We start from the raw sequence: 22,646 nt of genomic DNA, 5'->3' as shown, positions 1-22,646 counted from the left end.
GCTTGGATAGACAAACAAAGTCTAAGAATAATTGAGGGTTTGAAACCCACGGAGGTGGTTAAACCCCGTATAATTGCGGTTTATAACCACCCTTTTTAACATTAATGTGACTGCGTGTTGCATCTATGATGCCTAGTAGCTTCTGCCACCGGGTACTAATTTTTCGTACCTTGTGGCAGAAGCTTGCTTGCCTTTAAAGGTGGTAGTGGGATTTACGCCAAGGTTTACTAGTGAGTTAATTAGTAATTAATCAAAGCAATGTGAACAACAAGATTCCCGACTTCTTAATTAAAGAAGTCGGGAATCTAAGCTGCACACCTGATTATTTTGCATCTCACTGATATCTTTTCTTTAACAGATGGGTATTATAAGCCTACTCTGCTGACAACATCTTTATAAATTTATCTTTAAATAAAACACATTTACGCAAATATACTGTGAAGTAATGCTCTTATTATTTATCAGCCTTGAACTAAATAATTCTGAAAAAATCAGTGTTTACCGGATAAAATGAACAATTCATAAATGATATAACTTTAATAAATTCTCTTTTTTATAGCTACCTTATTTGAAAGTTAGGAAAGCCAAATGTAGTAGTTAGATAAATATCGTCTTAATATAATGCCTGTGGAAATACTTCATAGGCATTATAAATGAAAACTTTGACAAAATAGAAAATCCGCTATAATCCACTTGAACAGGAAGCAGCTATGCCGCGAAAACGTCAGCTATTCAAGGCAATTCAAAAAACCTTCAGCCAAATTAGTAAGCAGTTTTTATCTGCAATTAATAAGCAAATTATTTGGCTTTTACGAACTATTTCTGGTACTCAAAGAAGACGCGGATCGGTTAATTCTGGCTTTGTATTGCCAACAGTAGCGATGGTAGTTTTGGTAGTCGTACTATTAACAACTGCAATATTGTTTCGGTCTTTTGAACGTTCTAAAAATGCTAGTAATGTCCGCGTAAATGAAGCGACAATGCAAGCCGCTACCCCTGCCTTAGACAGAGCTAAAGCCAAAATAACTGCACTGTTTGCTGACCCAACTTTACCACGCTCCGTACCATCAAATGTAACACTATACAATACCTTAATTAATAAACTTTCTATCTATACATTTGGTGATGAAACTCCCATAACCTTGGCTTATAACCTTAATAAAAGTACTTCATCTCCGATGATTGAAGCAGGTAGTAGTGTGGTTTTGGAAAATAAAGAAAACATACAAACAGCCTGGAAATTTCCTGCTGATACAGATAATAACGGTAAATTTGATAGCTTTATTCTCTATGGTCTCTACTTCCGCACTCCCCCCCAAACTGGTACAACCCAAACCAGAAGTAGAAGCCCACTAGATGCTAGAACCCCTCCTATGCTACCAGCTAAGGCAGGTGGAGCTTGTGACATAGCTGGTGATACTAGTGCTAGCTTAGTAGGTAGTTCGGGTTGGTATAAGCTACCAACTGGCGAATTGAAAAAAAGCTTTTTCGTTTATGCAGTAACAGTTCCCATTAGTGATATTGCTCAAGCTACTTCTCTTGATACAACCAAATATGAGAAGTATCGAGGTAATAAGGGCTTCTCGGCATTAGAAATGCAACAAGATCGTAATCAAGTTCCTATTACTAATAATGCCGTTGTCTATGAAGATGACTTAGATATTACACCAGGGCCGAGATTCCGTCTCAATGGACGTATTTTTACTAACAGTAACTTATTTACTGGTGAAACTAGTGAAGATATAACCTTCTTTCAGGTCAGTAGTAGGTATTCATGTTATTACGAACGAGAAAATAGCAAGATAGTTGTTGGCGGTAATATTGCAACTAATAACCCAATCAGTACAACTAATCTAGGTGGAACACGCGTAGATTTATTTCGAGAAAATAATGCACCTGATACAACTAAATCTTTGGCAGGGACTAATAAAACCACCTCAAATAACTCGAATGATATTGCCTATAACACTCAGGCTTATGCTCAACGCATAGATTTATTAGTGAAGGCACAATTTTACAATGCTTCTACTACTGACCCTCAAGAAATCAGAACTAATATAAGCAACAGGATTCTAACCGATCCAAGCTTAGATGCGAATAAAGTACGTAAGGAAGAATTGGAAAATTGGTTCCGTAAACGTACTAGGCGTGTACCATTTAAAGAAGTTCCTTATGGTACTTCTGCTATTATAAAATCTGGCACTACTGAGTATGACTATATAACAGATGCAGGAACCTTTATGAAAGGTTCCGTTAATACGCTACGTCCAATGGATGCCTGGATTTATCCAACAGATACTAATACAACACTAACACTAAATACAGCGCAACTACCTACTAGAGATCCAGACATTGTAGATGATACTCCCGTAACAGAAACAGAGTTAGGCGATCGCATCGTAGTAGGCAACAACCTGCCTGAACTTATATGGGATAGCACAAAAGGAGACTTTGTAGGAGAGAATGCTCCCCAAGCCATCTCTCCTGCGGTGAAGTGGACAAGTAGCACTACCAAAGATCGTACTCGTAGCACTCGTGTCAGACAGTTATCAGATTTAGGGGTAACTGGACGTGATGGTTTTTGGGAGATTTCAGCTGCTTCACCCCGAACTAATATCCTTGATGTGGTCGGTGGATTGAGGGTGATTACAGGTGCTGGAATATATAAACCTACAGGTTCTGGACTACCTAGTCGTCCAACAACAGTGCCTAACGATCCAAGTACGTCGGGTGTCAACGAAAATGCTGGCACAGTAGTCTGGCCTGATAGTATGCCTATGCTTGTACCCGATCCGCTCGATCCTCTTGATGCGAGTAAACAAAAACGTGGTGATTTGGTAATGCGCGCCACAGTAGTGTATCACTACAATTTTGATTCCTACAATCCTCTGGCGGCTACACCAGACGATTATCAGACACCTATGGCTTGTGTAAGTAGCTACTACGATCCTACAAACAAGGATACAGCAAGAAATACAGGTACACTGGCGGATGTGAGCGGTGAAGTAGTTGGTACTAAACCTGCTGGAGCCAGATCAAATAATGGGATTGTTTACGAGGCTCCTGCTACTACATCTGCTGGTATAACTAGAGGACAGGCAGTAGATAGCAATGGTTTTTTTGCAGCTGCGACTAACGATGATGATGTTACTAACACTAGCGTAACTTTGCTAGATCGCTTGAAACATCAAGCCAACTTGGTATTTCCCAATGGTCGCCTTGTCAATCCGTTACTGCGGCAAGCACTGGCCAAAGCAACAACTAGCAAACTCACTCTCTCTGAACAATCAGCAATTGACTCTACTATCTGTGCAATCAAAATTGCTGATGGCAGTCTGAGTACGAGTACTACCTACGTCCCTGATGGCGCAATCAAAGAAACTGCATTTCTTGATGCCCGACAAATTAAGGCTATAGATAAAGGTGCTGCATTAACTGGAAACTACAATCTGGAAGTTGAACAGCGTCAGCCACTAGAAATTCGTGCCACTACCATAGATTTAAATCTGCTTCGCACAAAAGCAATCGGCGCTGCATCGGATAAAGAATATCTATTGCCCAATAGCGGCATTATCTATGCATCTCGTGATGATGCTCAAAAAGATCGCAGTGACTCAACAAGTGATAATGTCAGCGCCAGTGACTACAAGCTTGACCCTGAACGGCGACCTAACGCCATTATGTTGATTAATGGCAGTAACTTGAGTCGTCTGAATGATTACAGAGCGGAAGAAAAAGGCTTAATTCTAGCAACTGAGCTACCAGCGTATGTTAAAGGCAATTTTAATCTGCACGCTAAACAAGAATTTCTAGGTGGGGATCTTTTAGATCCCAGTGCTAGTGACTACGATACTAAATTTTACACTCGTACTGCGGCAAATCGCGATCGTAACTTTGCTTGTCGGCCTAATGACTCTAGACTACCTAATTGCACAACAGGCGAAACTTGGCGACCAGCATCAGTAATTGCCGATGCTGTCACCTTGCTGTCTGGTAACTTCCGCGAAGGTTTCCGCAATGAGGGTGATTACGACTTGCGAAACAACTATCAAGTAAGTAATGCTGACGCCGTATTGAATCGATTGAAGGCAGGTTTTTGGAATAATAACTTTGTCACTTCATCTAATTTCTTTACTGCCTCTAATGATGATACGTACTACAAGAGTGGATCATCCGATACTACAAATGACTTTAATAATACTACTCGTCTTGTTCCAAATCCAAACAACAGTTCTTACTTGAATAATTTCGTCACACCCATTCAACGACGAGGGAGTTTTCCAGAGTATGTGATGGAAATGTGCTTCAAAATACCAGTTTCAGAATGTACAGAAACTGATTGGTATATTGGTTACGACGGCAATAGATCAATACAATCTCATAATCTTCCAGCAAATGCAGAGCGTGACAAACTCTTAGCTGGTACTACTGCCCAATCGGCAAAGGCTGGTTTTGAACGATTTGCCCGTCGGGTTGCGTTCAAACGAAATAGTTCTGGTAGGCTGCTTACTAGCACTAATGTAGTCATAACTAGTACAAATCTTGCTCTGAATAACATTACTCCAGTTGCACTAGGCATAACAACAGTAGGGGGAGCGAAAGTAGTAGCTCAATTTAATGATAGCAGCTTACCCGAACCAGCAAATAATGCCCTCTGGTTTGCAACCACGAAAGAGATTAGTATTAAGGCACCAGGATTCAGCGGCAGCGATATAATTTACAAAAACAACATTCGTCTATTCTACAGGTATCCCCAAGTACCAGCTGCTTCGCTTTCTTCGCTTAGGGATTTTCCTGGAAGCACGACAACATTCACAAGAGATGGATCTTTTCAACCACTATTAGAGCCTGTATTGCAATTACAGGTAACAACCACAGATCCTGACAATACTGAAAAGACTTACACCGACATAGCATCATCATCTAGTTTTGTTAAAAATACTAGATGGTTGTCTCTGGCAAGTGACACAACTTTTAATCTAGTAATTGCTTCTGGTGACACTCCTGCTCGTGTAAATTCAATTAGCGGGGGTTCAACTCCAACTACTTACGAAATCAACGGGGGTTTGCATAACTTTGTGCGCTTCTTAGAAAACTGGAATGGGATTAATGCCAATATCAACGGTTCATTCATCCAATTTAAACGCAGTATCTATGCTAGCGCACCATTCCAAGTTCTCGTCAGACCAGGCCCAGCAACTGTTGCTGCAACCTCTTCTACCCCTAGTGCTCTTTCCTCTACTGCTAATATTGACAGTATCTTTTTCAGAACTCTGTATTCTACAAGACCTGGTTACACATCAGATAGTACTTTCACTACTAATGGTGCTGGGGAAGCGCCTTATTATATGCCTCCTAACCGGAACTGGGGTTTTGATGTGGCTTTACTGGCGCAAAATCCTGACTTGTTTGCCCAGCGCTTTGTAACTCCAGCAGCAGATCCTCCGAGTGAATACTTCAGAGAAGTAGGCCGCGATGACCTTTGGGTGAAAACTCTGTTGTGTGCTGTCCAAACTCAAACAGCTGATGGGTTTGATACTGCGGACACGACTTACTTTGGCAATGATTTCAAATTTGCACTACCAGCAACTGAACGTCCTACTAACTGCCAACTCCAACCATCCTAAAGTGTCTGAATGAGAGTTTTTACAGCACTTTTTAGGTGAATAGACCACGTTAACAAACCTAGCCCCCTTCCCTAATGGGGAAGAGGGGAAAATTCAAAGCCTCTCCCCTACAAAAGGAGAGGTTTGGAGAGAAATTACAAGTGTATTACATAGAATCGCAAATTACTTTAAAACATAGCTTTATTAAGAAATTGAGTATGAACCCACGCCAACTACAAGAATTATCTGCCCAGTCTAACGAGTCTGGTTTTACGATCATTGAGTCGCTTGTGGCGATCCTCGTAGTTGCCATTTTGCTGGTAGCGATCGCACCCGTTCTAGTAATGTCAACAGCAACTCGTGTGCAAGCTAAACGGATAGAATTGGCAACAGGAGCGGCTAAAGCCTTCATTGATGCTATTAAGTCTAAAACAATCTCAGATCCGACAATCACCGTTACACTGGCTGCTAGCACAAGTAGAAATGTATCTAGTTCAAGCAGTGACTATTTATTGAGTAGTACGTTAGCTCCTACTGCTAGCACTGGTTTGTATTGCTTTAACAAAAATGGCAGCCTTGCTAATCCTGACTGTACTAGCGATTTGTTTTACATTCAAGCTATTCGGCTTGCTGTCACAGGTAGCGACGCTGATAAAGGTCAAGGCTATCGTTTGGGAGTTCGGGTATATCGTTCAGATGCGGAATTTGGTTCTTTGACTGCGGGTAGCAGTGGAAAAAAAGCAGCGACATTCACAGGGGGACTAGGCGATCGCAAAGCACCCCTAGTAGAAATGACAACTGAAATTGTCAGGGGTCAAAGCTCGTATAGCGCTTTGTGCGATCGCCTTGGTGGTTGTCAACCATAATTAACTCGGTAAACATAAATAATTTCATAACTCAGTATCGGTCACTAAGGAGAACCTGTAGCAAAATGAATATATTGAGGTGGCTGTTAAGTACTCAGCTAAAACCCTCTCACAAGCAAAACAAAAATAGTGGCTTCACGCTGATTGAATTACTGGTGGCTATGCTCATTGCATTTTTAGTAATTACGCCGTTACTAAGTTTTATGATCGGTGTTTTAAACACTGATGGTCAGGAACAAGCCAAAGCAAACTCTGAGCAAGAAATTAAAGCTGCACTAGATTATATTACTCGCGATCTCCAACAAGCGATATATATTTATGACGCTACTGGAATTGCTTGTCTAAGCGGTACTGTTGATGCTAGTGCCGCTAACACTTGCCCAAATGCAAGTACAACTGGGAATCAACTACCAACTACAACAGATAGAGTTCCTGTGCTTGTCTTTTGGAAACGAGAATTAGTTAATCAAGCAATTACAATTACAGGCACTCAAAAAGATGATACTTTTGTTTACTCATTAGTTGCCTACTATTTAATTAAAGACACTAGTACTACTTGGTCTAACGCTGCCCGCATCGCCAGATGGGAAATTAAAGATGGCGTTCCAAATACTGCTGCTACAGTAGGTGCTTGCGGCGATGGATTTACCACCGAAAAATATCTCCCATGTCCAGATAAAGGTTTTAAACCATTTGACTTGTCACAAAAAGGCATAACATTACAAGCAAAAATGAATAGTTGGGCAGGAGGGGGGACTTACGATCAAGTTCCCGTGGTGTTGGTTGATTTTATAGATCAAACAACAATAGCACAGGGAGCGCCAGCAGTAACATGCTCTACTGGCTTTAATCAAGTTCCAACAGCTGCAACCATTGTTAGAACAGGCTTCTATGCTTGTGTAAATTCAGTTAGCGTAGATAATAGAAGTGCTGCGGAAGTTTATTTAAGGGGTAATGCACAAGCTCGTTTAATACAAAATGATGAAACTAAAGTACGTTACGCGCAGAGTAAATCTAGTTATTTTCCGAGTGCAAACACTAAGGTTCAAGGAAGCAGCTTCATTTTTACAAAATAGCTTCTATCTATGATAAATATTCATAAAAGCAGGATAGTATGCCGAATATTCCTAGTTTAAGACTATTAAATTCTTTCCAGTTGCACAGCCGAAAAACAAAGCTAAAGCAGCAATATTTAGCAAATAGACCCTCTACTAATGGTTACAATCAACAAGATGCTGGATTTAGTCTTATAGAGTTAATAGTAGTACTGCTGTTAGTAGGAATTTTAGCAGCGATCGCAGCTCCTGGTTGGGCTGCCTTTATAAATCGACAACAAATAAATAAGGTTAACGACGCCGTTTTCGCCGCACTGCAACAAGCACAACGAGAAGCTAAAAACAAAAAACTTAGCTACAGTGTCAGTTTTCAGAGAAATAGCACAACCCAAAATGTAGAGGTTGCTATTTATCGTACCGATGCAGCAACCGCCACATGGACATGGAAACCTTTAGGGGGCGATGTGGGAGCCAATTCTGATAAATTTTTGCTGGGCGGAAATCTTAGTGGAGAAAATATTGCTAATACTACTACTAATTCTCCTGTCTCATATCCTTTAAGTACATCAGCAAAAATTACTTTTGACTATATGGGAGTTCTAACTTTGCCAAATAACTTTGGAACAGTCGCAGCAGGTACAGAGCCACCTGGGTTAAAAATAGTGGTAGCTGTACCAAGCTCTGCAAATCCTGCATCGGCTGGTAGCGTAAAGCGATGCGTCATTGTGAAAACTCTCTTAGGCTCAATGCTGACAGCAAAAGATGATAAATGCAGTTAAGTAATTTAAATACCAATATTTATTTAAAAATACGTAATATTGCTGTACATAAAACTGCACGTTGATAGCAAAATTGAAACATCATGTGTAGTTTTAATGTTTAATAGATTTATAAGAGCCATTGATAAATTAGCCATTGCCTGAACATAATAAAAAGCGTAATCATCAAAATACACTTTTCGGAAAATGACTGAAAACCTTGACTTTACTGTGGCTATCCCAACTTATAATGGTGAAAGTCGTTTGCCTGAACTACTAGAACGACTACAAAACCAACTTCACACCGATAATTTATCTTGGGAAATTATAGTTGTAGATAACAACAGCACTGATAACACAGCTAAAGTTGTTCAAACCTATCAAAAAAGTTGGCAGGCTCCTTACCCTTTAAAGTATTGCTTTGAAGCAAAACAAGGCGCAGCTTATGCCCGAAAAAGGGCAGTTGCAGAAGCTAAAGGTAGACTCATAGGTTTTCTAGATGATGACAACTACCCAGTATCAAATTGGATAGCCGCAGCTTATACTTTTGGTGAAAAATATCCGAAGGCGGGAGCTTATGGTAGCCAAATTCATCCTGACTGGGAAGTAGAACCACCTGAAAATTTTCAGCGAATTGCTCCATTCTTGGCAATTACAGAGCGAGGTAATTTACCACTATTATATGAAGCATCTAAAAAATTGCTACCACCATCTGCCGGACTTGTTGTCCGTAAACAAGCCTGGTTAGAAAGTGTACCAGATAAGTCTATTTTAACTGGGAGAGTTAAAGGCAGTATGCTTACCAGTGAAGACTTAGAAATGTTGTCTTATATCCAAAAAGCAGCATGGGAAGTTTGGTACAACCCAGAAATGGAAATTTCTCACAAAATACCCAAACTTCGTTTGCAAAAAGATTATTTAATTCCATTTTTTAGAGGTATTGGATTTAGCCGTTACGTAACTAGAATGGTTAATGTGAAACAGATATATAGACCAGTTGCTTTTTTTGCTTATATGATAAATGACCTGCGTAAAATTGTTTTTCACTTACTTAAATATCGAACTATGGTGAAAACTGATTTAGTAGCTGCTTGCGAAATGCAACTATTTTTAAGTAGTTTTATTAGTCCTTTTTATCTTTGGAAGAATGGCTATTTAAATAAAAATATAATTAGACATTAATCTTTTATGTATATGGATATTGAAAAATTAGATTTTACAGTAGCTATTCCTACATATAATGGTGCAAAGCGTTTACCTAAAGTTTTAGATTTGCTACTAAATCAGATAGGTATAGAAAGCCTAAATTGGGAAGTTATTATTATTGACAATAATAGTAAAGATGAGACGAATAAAGTAACTGATTATTACCAAAATAAATTCGATCAAAACTTTAAATTGAGGTATTTTCAAGAAAAACAACAGGGAATAGCATTTGCAAGAATGCGGGCTATTAATGAAGCTAGAGGTGAGTTTATTGCATTTATGGATGATGATAATCTCCCAGCATCTGATTGGGTTTTCCAATCTTATACTTTTGGCAAAGAGAATCCTCATGCTGGTGCCTGGAGTGGTCAAATCCACGGTGATTTTGAAGTAAGCCCACCAAATGATTTTACCAGAATTCAAGCCTTTCTAGCTATCAGGGAACACGGACTACAACCATATTTATTTGATGCAGATAATTTAAGACTTCCTCCAGGTGCTGGGTTGGTTGTTCGTAAGCAAGCTTGGTGTGAAAGTGTTCCTGAAGAATTGGTTTTTAAGGGTAGACTTAGTAAATTGATGGTTGGGGGGGATGATACAGAAGCTCTCTTATATTTACACAAAGCAGGTTGGGAAATCTGGTATAATCCTGCAATGCATATCAATCATCAAATCCCACATTGGAGGTTAGAACAAGATTATTTGCTGCTGCTAGCGCGTGGTTGTGGTCTGTGTATTTTCCAGCTACGCTTAATCAATGCTAAAACCTGGCAAAAACCAATAGTTTTAGTTAAAACTATCTTGGGAAATCTACAACGAGTATTACAGCATTTTATTAAGTATAGAGGTCAATTAAAAACTAATTTAATTATCCTTTTTGAAATTAATTTTTACTTGGCTAGTATGATCAGTCCTTTTTATTCTCTAAGATGGAAAGTAGACAGAATTTTAGGAAATACAACAAAATGATTAAATCAACTTTTGATGTAACAGTTATTTCTGTAATAATACCAGCTTACAATAGCGAAAAAACCATTAAAGAAACAATTCAATCTGTTTTAAATCAAACTTTTACTAACTTTGAATTAATTGTAATAAACGATGGTTCGCAAGACTCAACTTTAGAGGTTATTACACAAATTAAAGACGCTCGAATAAAAATATTTTCTTATCCCAACGCTGGCGGAAACGTTAGTCGTAACCGAGGGCTAAACCGTGCAGTTGGAAAATTTGTTAGTTTCTTAGATGCAGATGATCTTTGGACACCTGATAAACTTGAATCTCAATTAAAGGCTCTGCAAGAAAATTCGACTGCGAAAGTTGCTTACAGTTGGACTGATTATATTGATGCGAATGGTAAATTGGTGCTTTCAGGTAAGCGCATTAATCTAAATGCAAATATTTATGAAAGTTTATTGCTAAGTAACTTTCTAGAGAATGGCTCCAATCCCTTAATTTGTAGAGAGGCTTTAATTAAGTTAGGTGGCTTTGATGAATCTCTAACTGCGGCTCAGGATTGGGATATGTGGCTGCGATTAGCCTCTAAGTTGGATTTTATATGTGTACCATCTGTACAAATCTTATATCGCATAAGTGCTAATTCAGTTTCTTGCAATCTTGTCAGACAGGAAAAAGCCTGTTTGCGAGTACTTGAGACAGCGTACAAGGAAAGACCTTCAACACTTAAGCATAGTTGGAATATAAGCCTAGCAAATTTATATAAATATCTGGCCTGCAAAGCTCTACAAAAGCCATTTAATCGGCAAAAAGGTCTAGCCGCTGCTAGATTTATGTGGAAGTATTTTATTAACGACCCTTCAAGACTTCAAAATATAAATTTCAGCTTAAAATTATTCTTGAAAATCCTCATAATTTTTACTTCGCCCACCTTGCTCTACAGTATTATTAATCGGCGCGAAGTCAGAAGCCAAGAAGCTGAAACATTGCTCAACATCTGGGTAGCTGAAAATCGACCAGAAAGCAAAAATGGATATCCAAGTGCATTTACGATCTCTAGTTAATGCAAAAAATCTTTGGAATAATGACTCTAACAGTGGTTTTACCTTACCAGAGATGTTAGTAGTTATTGTATTAATTGGTATATTAGCTACAATTGGAATATCCAATTGGCTGGCTTTTGTGGAGACTCGCCGTCTCAACACTACCCAAAATGAGGTTTATTATGCTATGCGCCAAGCGCAAAGCCAAGCCACTAAAGATAAATTGACCAAGCAAACTAGTTTTCGCATACAAAATGGTGTTGTGCAATGGGCAGTTCATCAAGCAGAAGCAGGACAATTCATTCCTGATACTGTTAAAAACAATGGCAACCTATGGCATAACCTTGAGCCAAACATTAGCATTGATGAAGAGGAAAACAATAAAGGAAAAAAAGAGACAACTTTACTAAAACACCCTTCACAGCAAATGTGGCGAGTTTTATTTAACTATCACGGTTGTCCTATCTCTGAAATTGGAAATCAGTGTACAGTAGGCGGATTAGGACAAATAACATTCTACAGCTTGAATGGTGGGAAAACTAGACGTTGTGTCTATGTTTCTACAATTTTGGGGGCTATGCGAACGGGAAAAGATCATCCTAGAGCCAACGAAAACGACAAGTATTGCTATTAAGATATTTTTAGTTGATTCAAATAAGGTATTTTGTACTGAACTTACCAGCAAGCCCAAAACAGCACCTGATTATTTTCACCCGCTATCCAGAACCAGGTAGGACAAAAACTCGATTGATACCTGTTTTGGGAAATGTTGGTGCTGCCAATCTTCAACGGGAAATGACTGAGCATACAATATTTCAGGTTCAAGAATTGCAAAAAGCCATTGACATATCCGTGGAAGTGCGGTATGCAGGTGGCAATTCGCAACTTATGCAAGACTGGCTGGGGTTGGATTTGGTTTATCAGTCTCAAGGTGAAGGGGATCTAGGTTTAAGGATGGCGCGATCGCTTTTCGATTCCTTGCAATCTGGTGCAGAAAAAGTAATTATCATTGGTACAGACTGCCCAGGAGTGAATGCCCAGATTTTAGTAACAGCCTTTGAGAAGTTACACGCCTTTGACCTCGTACTTGGGCCTGCGATCGATGGTGGATATTACTTAATTGGTTTGCGCCAACCCATCCCAGAGCTATTCGTTAACATCGAGTGGGGAACTGCTCAAGTATTCCAGAAAACCGTGGATATTGCCCAGAAACTTAATTTATCATACGTGGACTTGTTGCCCTTAGCTGATGTTGACCGACCAGAGGATCTGTCAATTTGGGAACAAGCCCTTGCAGGAAAGATGGAGCGATCGCGCTTTAGGCAGTGGAATCAAAGGGCGGTCTAATTTAGATAATGCAAGCTAATTGAAAAAGTGCGTGGGCATTACTTTTCCATAAAGATGTGAGATGACGATCTTGGGGATGAGAATTAACAGACAGAAGCAATAAAATCCTGTAGAATATCAGCACTGCTGAAATAGCTCCTTAAAGCTTTTTGAGACTGCTTCAGGTTTAGCAATAATTTCGACAATTTTATTGCGTGCATCTGCTTCAAACAGCGCCTCAACTGCAACTTGGGCGACTTTCTGCCTGGGGATGCTACCATCAAACAGCGTATCTGCACTCTGCATCAAGATGTGGTCAGAGTTGTCTTCATTCTTCAACCCACCAGGTCGGACAATCGTATAAGTAAGACCACTTTTCTGAATATACTCTTCAGCTTGTTTTTTCCACAACAAAATTAGCCAAAACAAGTTCAGCGGATGGAAAAGTCGGGAAGTACACAAAGAAGAAACTAAGATAAGATGCTCAATTCCCTTTGTCTTAGCAGCATCTACTAAATTTTTATTCCCTTCAAAATCCACTTTATAGGGTCCAGTGGGGTCAAAGCTAGGTTTTGCCCCAGTCGCAACCAGGACAACTGTGCTATCTCCTAACACAGCAGTTAAACTTTCTGGTTGTAATACGTCGCCTACTACTAATTCGGCTTCAGGAGACAGAATACCCCTAGCTTTCTCTATATCTCGCACCAAAGCTCGGACGGGAATATTCCGCGCTATCAATTCTTGCACAATCCGGCGACCTGTTTCACCTGTTGCCCCTGCTACAAATGCTTTCATGATAAATGCTATCCTGGGAAACTATTGTGTGTTTGTTCAGTTCTCTATTTTAGTAATTCTATGGAGCCGATCGCAGATTAATGAGGTTTCGGTCAAATTGGGATCTGAATGCGAAATGACCCAGGTGTGTGGGGAATCATTAAATATAGACTAACGCCAAAATATACAGTGATGCATTTATGCTTTCAAGAAAAGGCGAATATAAATCCTGGAAAATAACAGAAGCAGTTTTACCTGTAGTGTCCAGCCAACAAGCCGAGGACACATTAACAGAACCAAATGTAGCGACGCTTACAAAATTTTACGGTCGTTATCAAGATTTTATGGAAATGGCTGCCCCAGTAGAGAAGGTTGCTGAGTATCTAAATGCTCACGCCTCATGGTTTGCGCGCTGCGCTGAACCCATGAAGGTACAATCACTTGGGGAAAATGGCTATGCTTTAGTAATTGGTCGTTTTGGTTCTTTTGGTTATGAAGTAGAACCGAAAATTGGTTTGGAATTGTTGCCCCCAGAGGAGGGTATTTACCGCATCCGTACAATCCCTATTCCTGACTACCAACCGCCTGGTTATGACGTAGACTATCGCGCATCTCTACAGTTAATAGAAACCGACGTTTCCACTAGCATTAGCAAGGTTACAAGAGTTGAATGGGAATTGGATTTGATAGTTTATCTTCATTTTCCCAAGTTTATTCAGCGATTACCCCAGTCTATAATTCAATCTACAGGCGATCGCTTACTTAACCAAATTGTCCGCCAAGTCTCCCGCCGCTTAACTCGCAAAGTTCAGGAAGATTTTCATAAATCTTTAGAAATACCGTTTCCTGCTAATTCTAAACAAAAGCGGTAATTCAAGAATACAGCCAAAGACACTCCGCCTCTGGTTAAAAGCGGAGCCAAAGACGCTCCGCTTTCGGTTAAAAGTCAAAAAACTCTAGATTCCTGAATACTTAACTATGCTTGAGTGAGAATTTTTTGGACAATTTGTACCCCAGTAACAGCCTGCCAAGCAAAAAGCCCCAAAAGGATAAAATTCAACAAAATGTGAGTTGCACGTGCCCAATTTGCTCCTTTCTGCATATAAGGAGACAAAGCAGCAGAAAATGCAATCAAACTCGTCATACCCAGTCCTGCTAGTAAGTGAGAACCGAAAAATAACTTTTGGTTATTAATGTAAGTCACAGCCATCGCACCGATCGCACCTGCTACCATCAAAGCTAAGAGTATAGACCCCATTTGGTAGTGTCTGACGTTATATCTACCTTTAATCAGTTCTTTCTTTTCTTCGCCCTGAGCATTTCTGGTACGCTGGACTTGCAGCCCTAAGTAGGCAGCATAAATTGAAAGTGCTAATAGCGCCCACATCAGCACAGGATGAAAGAAGTTCAGCCAATATTTAACCGACGTAGAAAGTTCCAGACTCATCGTGTTCTCGCCTAATCATTAAATCTTCATAAAAATTAGCATAACTCTATTTTCTGTGCTTAAATTGGCACAAATTAAAAGAGACTCCCCATCCTCACTGACTATTTTCCTTCAGCCTCTTGCCAAAGTGGATAAACAATCTCAGACTAAATTTTGAGGGTAGACGAACAAAATCCCCTTTGTGGGATCTGATCCATGACTGAAAACAAAGATACTTTGCTGCTAAAAGCTGCTAAAAGTGGTGATATTAAAGGGCTGTGTGCGCTACTAGCTGCTGCTACGAGGGTGGACGCGTGCGATCGCCAAGGCACTACGGCGTTAATGTTTGCTGCCAATTTAGGCTACACCGAAATTGTGCGATCGCTTCTGGATGCCGGGGCAAATATCAACTTGCCTAGAAAACTCTATGGTTTGACGGCTTTGATGTTGGCGGCTAGTGCCAAACAGCTTGACATTGTGCAACTTTTACTATCTAGAGGTGCAGATGTTAACGCCACTAATGAAGATGGCAGTACAGCTTTAATGGCAGCAGTACTCAAAGGTCATATTGATGTAGTGCGAGTTTTATTGGCTGCTGGTGCCCAAGTTAATATTGCTGATAAAGATGATGATACGGCATTGAAACTCGCCGTTAAGCAGGGAACAATAGAAGTTTTTCAAGCAATTCTCAAAACAGGTGTCGATATCAATATCTTAGATGAGGAAGGTGAGACACTTTTAATGCTAGCGGCAGACTTGGGACATCTGGAGATTGTGGAAGCACTGCTAGCAGCAGGGGCTGATGTGAATCTGAAAAACGCTGATGGTGGAACTGCTTTATTGGCAGCAGCAGCGGCTGGACACAGTGCGATCGCAGCAGCTTTACTAGATGGAGGTGGTGAGATTAATCTCCAAGATAAAGATGGTGAAACTGCTTTACACCTTGCCGTTGTGGAAGGCTACATTGATGTAATGCAAATGTTACTTAACAGGGGTGCAGATGTCCAAATTAGCAACTACCTGGGCGATACACCACTGCTTGTAGCAGCATTGCAGGGACATAGCCAAATTGTCGAGGCACTGCTACGTTCTGGCGGAGATATAAATGGGAAAAATCTTGGTGAAGTACCTTTAACGTTGGCTGCATCACAAGGACACACGCAAACGGTGCAAGTGTTGTTAGACTATGGTGCTGATGTCAATATTCCAGGGGATGATGGCAAAACTGCTTTGATCAAGGCAACCGAACGCAAACACAAAGAGATGGTACATTTGTTGCTGGCAAAGGGGGCAGATGTAAATTTTCAAGATTCAACGAGGGCTACATCATTGATGTGGGCTGCTTCAGCAGGTTATGGCGAAATTGTGCAGTTATTACTCCAAGCTAGGGCAGATGTGAATTTGAAAAACCGGGGTGGTTATACTGCTTTGATGATTGCAGAATTTAATGGTTATAAGAATGTGGTGCGGAGTCTGCAAAAAGCTGGGGCGCAAGAATAGCCAGCTAAATTTTTCTTCATCTAAAATCTTTTCAGATACAGCAGATTTCAAGGAAAATGAGGTACACAACGATTCGTCTGTTATATCCAGATATAAAGGGTGTTTTACTCCTTAATTCTGAATTATGTTGTATATCTTGACAAATTATTAAATGAGGGTTATTAACTTAAATACTAAAGAAGTTTAACTAATTACTAATTCGTAATCACACTCTCTATGAGACGCTGCGCGTAGAGAGTGTCATTATCAATTACGAATTATTTTAAAATAACTAAGTCTAGACCTAAGAAATAAATAAAGCAAAACTCCGTCGTAGCTGTTGTGAACTTGCTACGGCGGAGAAATAAAAAATTAAAACGCCAAAAGTGAGCAGACCAAATGCTTGCGTCACAAGGATAGAAAGAAAGCAAAAATGAAGAAGTAAATTTACCTTTTACTTTTTACCTTGTACCTTTTACCTTTTACCTGCTCTCCCCCTTAGCGTTTCCTACTGTGCTAGATGTGCAAAATATATAGTTTTTAATTGAACAGAAAAGTATTCTAACGATCATTTTTTATGTATTATCCGAAAGGCTAAATACAAACAAGTCACCAAAAAAGGTTGATGTACAACCATTTGGGCGATCGCTACGGAAATTTCAAGAAAAATAAATAAAAAATTAAATTTAGTAGAATCACTGTGGTGAATATTCTGTCACCATAATCCCAAGCATTGACTCATGACTTGACCGAGTATAAATGCCCAATGAATTATAAAATTTGTAGAACAACTAGTGTCATATCATCAGTGTTTTGTTTATCAGCACCGATGAATTGCTGAACTTGGTCAAATAAGTAATCTACAATCTCCTCTGGGCCATTGCAGTATTTACAAGCAGTATTAAAGCCAGCAACAAAATTGTCTTCATCGAAGCGATCGCCACCAGCAGCAGCAGCATCGGTCAAGCCATCTGTATAGTAAATAACTGTATCTCCAGGCTCTAACTGTGCCTGGGCATCTTCATATTGGCTGTTAGCATCCAAACCGATTAACATTCCCAAAGTATCTAAACGGGTGACAGTTTTTGTCGCTGCGTGCCACCACAAGGGAGGATTGTGTGCCGCATTGCTATAAGACAGAATTCGGCTGTGGGGGTTATATTCTGAGTAAAATAGCGTTATAAAGCGGTGCGAATTTTCCAAATCCGCATACATAACTCTATTTAAGTTTTGTAGAATTCTGGCGGGGGAATTACCATGTAGCACTTCTCCTCGTAACATTCCCCGCATCATCGTCATAATCAGCCCAGCGGGGACACCTTTGCCCATGACATCTCCAATAACCAAACCCCAGCGACTAGTTTCGGTGCCACCTTTGATCTTGGGCTGAATCTTATTATGATTGGTAGCAATAAAGTCGTAGTAGTCTCCGCCGACGCGATTGGCAGGTTTACACCGTGCTGCTAGGACTGCACCAGGAATTGTAGGGCATTGACGTGGTAGAAGTCGCCGTTGAATTTCTGCGCCAATTTCTAATTCTTGGTCTAGGCGTTCTTTTTTTCTTAGTTCTACAGCTAGTTCATCGTTTTCGATCGCTACTGCTGTTTGGTCTGCCACTAACCTAACTAACTTTTGCCTGGTTTCTGTCCAACTATATTCTGGATCGCGGCTCAAGACATAGAGCCATCCCCGTTCTGTATGCTTTACCAGAATTGCCGTACCAAAGATTTGCACATCTGGCCCCAAATAGCGATGCATCTGGTCATCTAAAATTCCCGTGGCATTAGCTAGGGGGGCAGTATTTGGCAAAAGCGTGATTTGACTACTGGCTATTTCTAGCGCTTTGCGGATATTCTTGCGCTGGCCACTATCTTGCCAATGTAACTGTTCTAACCTGACTTGACCATTAGGTTTGTAAAGAAACAGGGCGCTACCGTCTGCATCTGTCACTCTTGTTGCCATTAGCGGAATCAGTTCCAAAAACTGATTCAAATTATTGAAACTTCTCAGGGCGAATCCTAAAGAACTTAGCAAATCTTGAATTTTGTTCTGTTCCCGGTGCAACCTTGCTACGAGTTCTTTGAGTGCCACGACTGGTGTGACATCTGTGGTGGCACTACTATTATTATCAATGGGTTGAGAGGGCAGTTGAGACACAGGCACAGGTACTATTGCACTTTATATTGGCAGATTTTGGATTACTTATAAATCTTTTGGCTTTTGGCATTGCTAAACCATATTTAGACAAGACTTGTCATTTTAGCAAGAGTATAAAGACGTAACAGGCAAATTTTATAAGTATTTTATTTGCTTATTGTATTTCTAATGGAATATTAGTGATTTCAAATCATGTATTTTTAGTCCAAACTCTACCCGTAAAAATTACTAATTTTGCTGATATATCAGAAAGCTTTTCATTTTTTCATAACTTAATTACCAAAGCATATCTCTAAAGTCATAAAAATACTTTATTCAAAAAATAATTTATAACGCTTTCAGAGGGACTGTTTGGGCAGAGGAAACTAAGAGACTAAAAGTCTTTTGAGTGAAAACCTCTATAAGCACTCAAATCGAGCTTGATTTGCTAAAAAACAGGCTTACACTCATTCCCAAACTTGAGAAGATGTAAATAAGTTTTCAAATACTTAATTTGTATACCATAATTGCTGGGATAATCGCCAAGATTGAGCTTTTCCATTTTTAATTTTTCGTTTTGTGAATTTTGAGTCGCTGAATACGCAAAATTTAAACCCATCAAAACGGGATAAAAGTGGAGCAATTCTATCTTCTTAGTCAGATGTAACAGAGTTAAACCATTAGCCTGTAATTTATTCTAGGGGTGAGTCATTTGGTAAGTGTAAGATATGAATAGAAGAGATGACACTAAAAATAGAAGAAATATCTTCCAAAAACTTTAAGTCAAAAGTCAGAAAGAGTGTTTCATTTAACCATCAGAATTCAAACCTATCGAGAGACGTTGCACGAACAAGTCGCCATAGCCAACACCAGACACCTATGGAGGGAAAACCTCTCGTAGCGCTGAAATGACACGCGCTGGTTCCCCAACGCACTGCTCACCACTGAGACTGCTGTCCATCCCACAATATAGTTGTGTGAGGGTGAGCGTCTCGATTCCCTTTTCAATTGCTGCAAGATGAAAGTCTAGGGGCTTTTGTATGTCGCACTAAATACCGTACTACTACATTTAAAAAGCCCGTTTAAGACTTCAAAAAGGGCATTAGCTAGAAATTTTAGCAAAAGTCACCGATTTATTGTGACAAATTCATAATTTTAGGACTTGAGCTGTTTCTAGTTAGTTCAAGTGATAATAACAGATCGGTCATCCCTAAATTTATCAGTTTTAGGACTTACGAAAAAATAGCTAAAAAGCTTAATTTATCGAATTTCCTTCTTTCTCAGAGGCTTACGCCAACGCGCAGTGTCTCCCAGAGAAGAATCATACAGTATTGCGTAAGTCCTAAGTTTGTTAAGAAAAATTTTTAACTCGAAATTTTTCAACTAACCACTCAAGAGAGCTTCGACAAACTCATAGCTCGAAAAGGGGCGTAGGTCTTCAATTCCTTCGCCAGCACCAATAAAGCGAATGGGTAAACCTAGCTGCTGCACAACGGCAAGGGCAACGCCGCCTTTGGCAGTGCCATCTAACTTGGTTAAGACAACACCACTGAGTTGGGCAGCTTGGGAAAAAACTTCGGCTTGCCGCAGTCCATTTTGACCTAAAGTGGCATCTAGAACTAAAAGAGATTCTACTTTGGCATTTGGGGCTTTTTTGTCAATAATTCGCCGGATTTTACCGAGTTCGTCCATTAAATTTTTCTTGTTTTGTAGTCGCCCAGCTGTATCTACCAGAAGTAATTCGGTTTGACGTGCTTGGGCGGCTGCGATCGCATCAAATACAACTGCTGCCGGATCTGTATTCTTTCCTGGATTGGCAATTACATCCACGCCGCTTCTACTACCCCAAACCTTCACCTGTTCCACGGCGGCGGCGCGGAAGGTGTCTGCTGCCCCAATCAGGCATTTGTAGCCAGATTTTTGTCCAAGATGGGCAATTTTACCGATAGTGGTGGTTTTACCAGCACCATTCACCCCAGTAATTAACCAAATATTCAAGGTTTCTTTTTCTGGGGTAAAGGTAGTTTTGTGGGATGTTTTGCTCGGTGCATCCAGCATATCCCGGAGGATTTTTTTCAGGAAAGCGATCGCTTCTTCAGGTGCGGTAACTTCTTCTCGAAGTTTTGTCTGTAGGGCATTGATAATAAAGTCTGTCGCCTCTACACCCACATCCGCTTGCAAAAGCAATGCCTCAATTTCCGTCACAGCAGCTTGGTTTAGCGGCCCTTGACCAACGATCGCCTTCAGTTGATTGAGAATACTACGGCGAGTTTTGTCTAATCCTTGCCGAAGCTTTTTCAGCCAGGTAATTTCTTCAATAGAAACGTCTTGTGCACTTCTACCTTGAGCTGCTAGAACTTTCGCCGACCAGACAAACCCATCATCAAATAGCAGTCCGGGAATTTCCTCTCCTGTTTCTGAGGTTGTCGTTACTGGCTGTACTCCCTCTGGTTCTGGAACTTCAATGGCAGTGGCTATTAGTTGTTCTAGCTTGGCTTGCCGTTCTGCCGCCGCACGTTCTAAGAAGGATGGTGCTGTTGACTGTGCTGCCTCTGGCGTAGCTAGTGGTTTGGTGGGTGTTGGTTCAACTTCACTTGCCGTGAGTTCTGAACTGGAAACATCTGGCCGATCGACAATTGCTATCACTGAGGAATCTTCTGTAATTTCTTCCTCACTAGTAGCTTGGATAACTTCTGGCTGTGTAGTTTCTAGGGTTGTATTAGCAACTTCCTCAGTTGCTTCTGGTTCAGCGATTTTTGCAGTTACCGTTTCTGCGGTTTCAGGTTGTATTGATGGTGCTAAAGTATCTGCTGGATCGGGTGGGGTTTCTATTACCTCGACTTGCTGTTTTTGCTGAATATTTTTGTAGGCAGCTTTCGCAAATGCCAATAAGTCTGCCGTTGTGTCTGGTGCAGTTTCGGCAGTTGGTGTTGAGGTTTCGGCTGGCTCTGGTTGGGGTTCTTGTGCAGGAGGAGTTTCTTCCTGTTTCTTATCAGAGGGAGTGTTGGAGGAATCGTTATGTTGACGACGGAACCAATTAAAAACCATTGCAGCAGTATTAGTAATATGAGTTATAAGTTATAAGTTATGAGTTTAATTTAACTTTGCACTTTTTCTTGGGGTGAAAACTTCCCGGTTATCCTCACCTTTCAACGCTAGTTTGAGGAGAATCGTTACAACAGAAAGTTTTTTGCGTTAGCGCAGCATTTACTCTTACTCTCAAAGGGAGAAGTTTCCCTTGTAGGAAGCCGCAGAAGCGGCTACAGACTTTTTTCCACAGCAGTATAGAAATTATGAATTCCGCGGCAGTACTACGCAGTTTTTTTCTGCTCAGTGACTCGGCGCAAAACACCATTAATAAAGCGATGACCATCGTCTCCACTGTAGCGTTTGGCTAGCTCCACAGCTTCGTTAATGGCGATACTGTCTGGAACTCCTAAAAACTTCATTTCTGCTACAGCGATTTGCAAGATATCGCGGTCAATTTGGGCGAGACGAGTTACTTGCCAATCTACTAAGGCAGCAGAAATGAGTTCATCTATAATGTGTCGATTTTCGTTGACGGTAATTACAAGCTCTTTAGCGTAATTCCGAACTCCTTTGTCCTGATTAGCTAACTGAATCAATACTGGGAAATCAACTGCTGTACCCAACTGATTGATTGCTGTCTGGGTACAGGCGATCGCTTCTTGAAGCATGGTTCTAGCAGTATTGAGGTCAGAGGCCCGAGTTTGGCTACTTAAGAGGCGATCGTTACTGCGTTGTAGTTCACCTGCAGCATTATCGAGGGTATCTTGTACTTCTGAGGTCAGAGTGCGTACTGCTCCTAGTAGCAACTTGGATACTAATTGATCGTCTTCTAATTTATCTAATTTCTTTGGGTTGACTGGCAATTGGCTAAGGCTTAAAAGCGCCAATTCACGAGCAATTTGCTGGGGTTTACGAGGTTGCATAAAACTGAGGGGTGATTGTGCGAGAACTGATTAACTAGGCAAGACAAACTTACAAGCCTAT

General features: G+C 40.4%; 16 protein-coding genes. 11 read left to right on the top strand and 5 right to left on the bottom strand.

Translation table 11 applies throughout. The annotated features are described in order from the left end of the window. Positions 1 to 710: 710 nt before the first annotated feature. From hpsA to ACFE93_RS14985, 9 genes are all read left to right on the top strand, one after another. Entirely contained in the window at positions 711 to 5,627 is a 4,917-nt protein-coding gene (gene hpsA, locus ACFE93_RS15025) for a hormogonium polysaccharide biosynthesis protein HpsA (RefSeq protein ID WP_375474047.1), read from the top strand. A 197-nt stretch (positions 5,628 to 5,824) separates the two neighbouring features. Then, positions 5,825 to 6,472 (top strand): hormogonium polysaccharide secretion pseudopilin HpsB, encoded by a 648-nt coding sequence (gene hpsB / locus ACFE93_RS15020; protein ID WP_375474046.1) that lies wholly within the window; start codon positions 5,825 to 5,827, stop codon positions 6,470 to 6,472. Positions 6,473 to 6,537: 65 nt separating this feature from the next. Beyond that, the gene (gene hpsC, locus ACFE93_RS15015) at positions 6,538 to 7,548 is read left to right on the top strand and encodes a hormogonium polysaccharide secretion pseudopilin HpsC (protein WP_375474045.1); all 1,011 of its coding nucleotides are present in this window, start codon (positions 6,538 to 6,540) and stop codon (positions 7,546 to 7,548) included. Between the two features lie 38 nt (positions 7,549 to 7,586). Next, positions 7,587 to 8,306 (top strand): prepilin-type N-terminal cleavage/methylation domain-containing protein, encoded by a 720-nt coding sequence (locus ACFE93_RS15010; protein WP_375474044.1) that lies wholly within the window; start codon positions 7,587 to 7,589, stop codon positions 8,304 to 8,306. A gap of 186 nt (positions 8,307 to 8,492) precedes the next feature. Further along, on the top strand, positions 8,493 to 9,467 hold the full coding sequence (gene hpsE / locus ACFE93_RS15005) for a hormogonium polysaccharide biosynthesis glycosyltransferase HpsE (protein ID WP_375474043.1): 975 nt from the start codon (positions 8,493 to 8,495) through the stop codon (positions 9,465 to 9,467). A gap of 12 nt (positions 9,468 to 9,479) precedes the next feature. After that, on the top strand, positions 9,480 to 10,460 hold the full coding sequence (gene hpsE / locus ACFE93_RS15000) for a hormogonium polysaccharide biosynthesis glycosyltransferase HpsE (RefSeq protein WP_375474042.1): 981 nt from the start codon (positions 9,480 to 9,482) through the stop codon (positions 10,458 to 10,460). Next, entirely contained in the window at positions 10,457 to 11,512 is a 1,056-nt protein-coding gene (locus ACFE93_RS14995; protein ID WP_375474041.1) for a glycosyltransferase, read from the top strand. Before hpsE (ACFE93_RS15000) ends, ACFE93_RS14995 begins: the two co-directional genes overlap by 4 nt. Then, the gene (locus ACFE93_RS14990; RefSeq protein WP_375474040.1) at positions 11,478 to 12,125 is read left to right on the top strand and encodes a Tfp pilus assembly protein FimT/FimU; all 648 of its coding nucleotides are present in this window, start codon (positions 11,478 to 11,480) and stop codon (positions 12,123 to 12,125) included. Before ACFE93_RS14995 ends, ACFE93_RS14990 begins: the two co-directional genes overlap by 35 nt. Before the next feature lie 11 nt (positions 12,126 to 12,136). Then, positions 12,137 to 12,838: a TIGR04282 family arsenosugar biosynthesis glycosyltransferase gene (locus tag ACFE93_RS14985; RefSeq protein ID WP_375474039.1), complete on the top strand. Its 702-nt coding sequence runs from the start codon at positions 12,137 to 12,139 to the stop codon at positions 12,836 to 12,838. Positions 12,839 to 12,955: 117 nt separating this feature from the next. Here ACFE93_RS14985 and ACFE93_RS14980 read toward each other — a convergent pair whose 3' ends face one another. Further along, entirely contained in the window at positions 12,956 to 13,612 is a 657-nt protein-coding gene (locus ACFE93_RS14980; protein ID WP_375474038.1) for an NAD(P)H-binding protein, read from the bottom strand. Between the two features lie 179 nt (positions 13,613 to 13,791). Here ACFE93_RS14980 and ACFE93_RS14975 point away from each other — a divergent pair, with 179 nt between their 5' ends. Beyond that, the gene (locus ACFE93_RS14975; RefSeq protein WP_375474037.1) at positions 13,792 to 14,463 is read left to right on the top strand and encodes a DUF1997 domain-containing protein; all 672 of its coding nucleotides are present in this window, start codon (positions 13,792 to 13,794) and stop codon (positions 14,461 to 14,463) included. A gap of 104 nt (positions 14,464 to 14,567) precedes the next feature. Here the strand turns inward: ACFE93_RS14975 and ACFE93_RS14970 are convergent, their stop codons facing one another. Beyond that, positions 14,568 to 15,038: a DUF4079 domain-containing protein gene (locus tag ACFE93_RS14970; protein WP_375474036.1), complete on the bottom strand. Its 471-nt coding sequence runs from the start codon at positions 15,036 to 15,038 to the stop codon at positions 14,568 to 14,570. A gap of 195 nt (positions 15,039 to 15,233) precedes the next feature. Between ACFE93_RS14970 and ACFE93_RS14965 the strand changes: the two genes are divergently transcribed. Then, on the top strand, positions 15,234 to 16,517 hold the full coding sequence (locus tag ACFE93_RS14965) for an ankyrin repeat domain-containing protein (protein WP_375474035.1): 1,284 nt from the start codon (positions 15,234 to 15,236) through the stop codon (positions 16,515 to 16,517). 750 nt (positions 16,518 to 17,267) lie between these two features. On the opposite strand, the gene ACFE93_RS14960 is transcribed toward ACFE93_RS14965, so the two are convergent. The 3 genes from ACFE93_RS14960 to nusB all read right to left on the bottom strand — a co-directional run bounded on the left by ACFE93_RS14960 (position 17,268) and on the right by nusB (position 22,585). Beyond that, on the bottom strand, positions 17,268 to 18,659 hold the full coding sequence (locus ACFE93_RS14960) for a PP2C family protein-serine/threonine phosphatase (RefSeq protein ID WP_375474034.1): 1,392 nt from the start codon (positions 18,657 to 18,659) through the stop codon (positions 17,268 to 17,270). Positions 18,660 to 20,015: 1,356 nt separating this feature from the next. Beyond that, the gene (ftsY, locus tag ACFE93_RS14955; RefSeq protein ID WP_375474033.1) at positions 20,016 to 21,680 is read right to left on the bottom strand and encodes a signal recognition particle-docking protein FtsY; all 1,665 of its coding nucleotides are present in this window, start codon (positions 21,678 to 21,680) and stop codon (positions 20,016 to 20,018) included. A gap of 263 nt (positions 21,681 to 21,943) precedes the next feature. Continuing rightward, a complete protein-coding gene (gene nusB, locus ACFE93_RS14950) occupies positions 21,944 to 22,585 on the bottom strand; it encodes a transcription antitermination factor NusB (RefSeq protein ID WP_375474032.1) in 642 nt (213 codons plus the stop codon). Positions 22,586 to 22,646: the final 61 nt, after the last annotated feature.

The organism is uncultured Nostoc sp. (assembly GCF_964247315.1).
Taxonomy (GTDB): domain Bacteria; phylum Cyanobacteriota; class Cyanobacteriia; order Cyanobacteriales; family Nostocaceae; genus Nostoc.
Note: the sequence above shows the minus strand (reverse complement) of the source record. Positions and strands in the feature narration are given on the sequence as shown.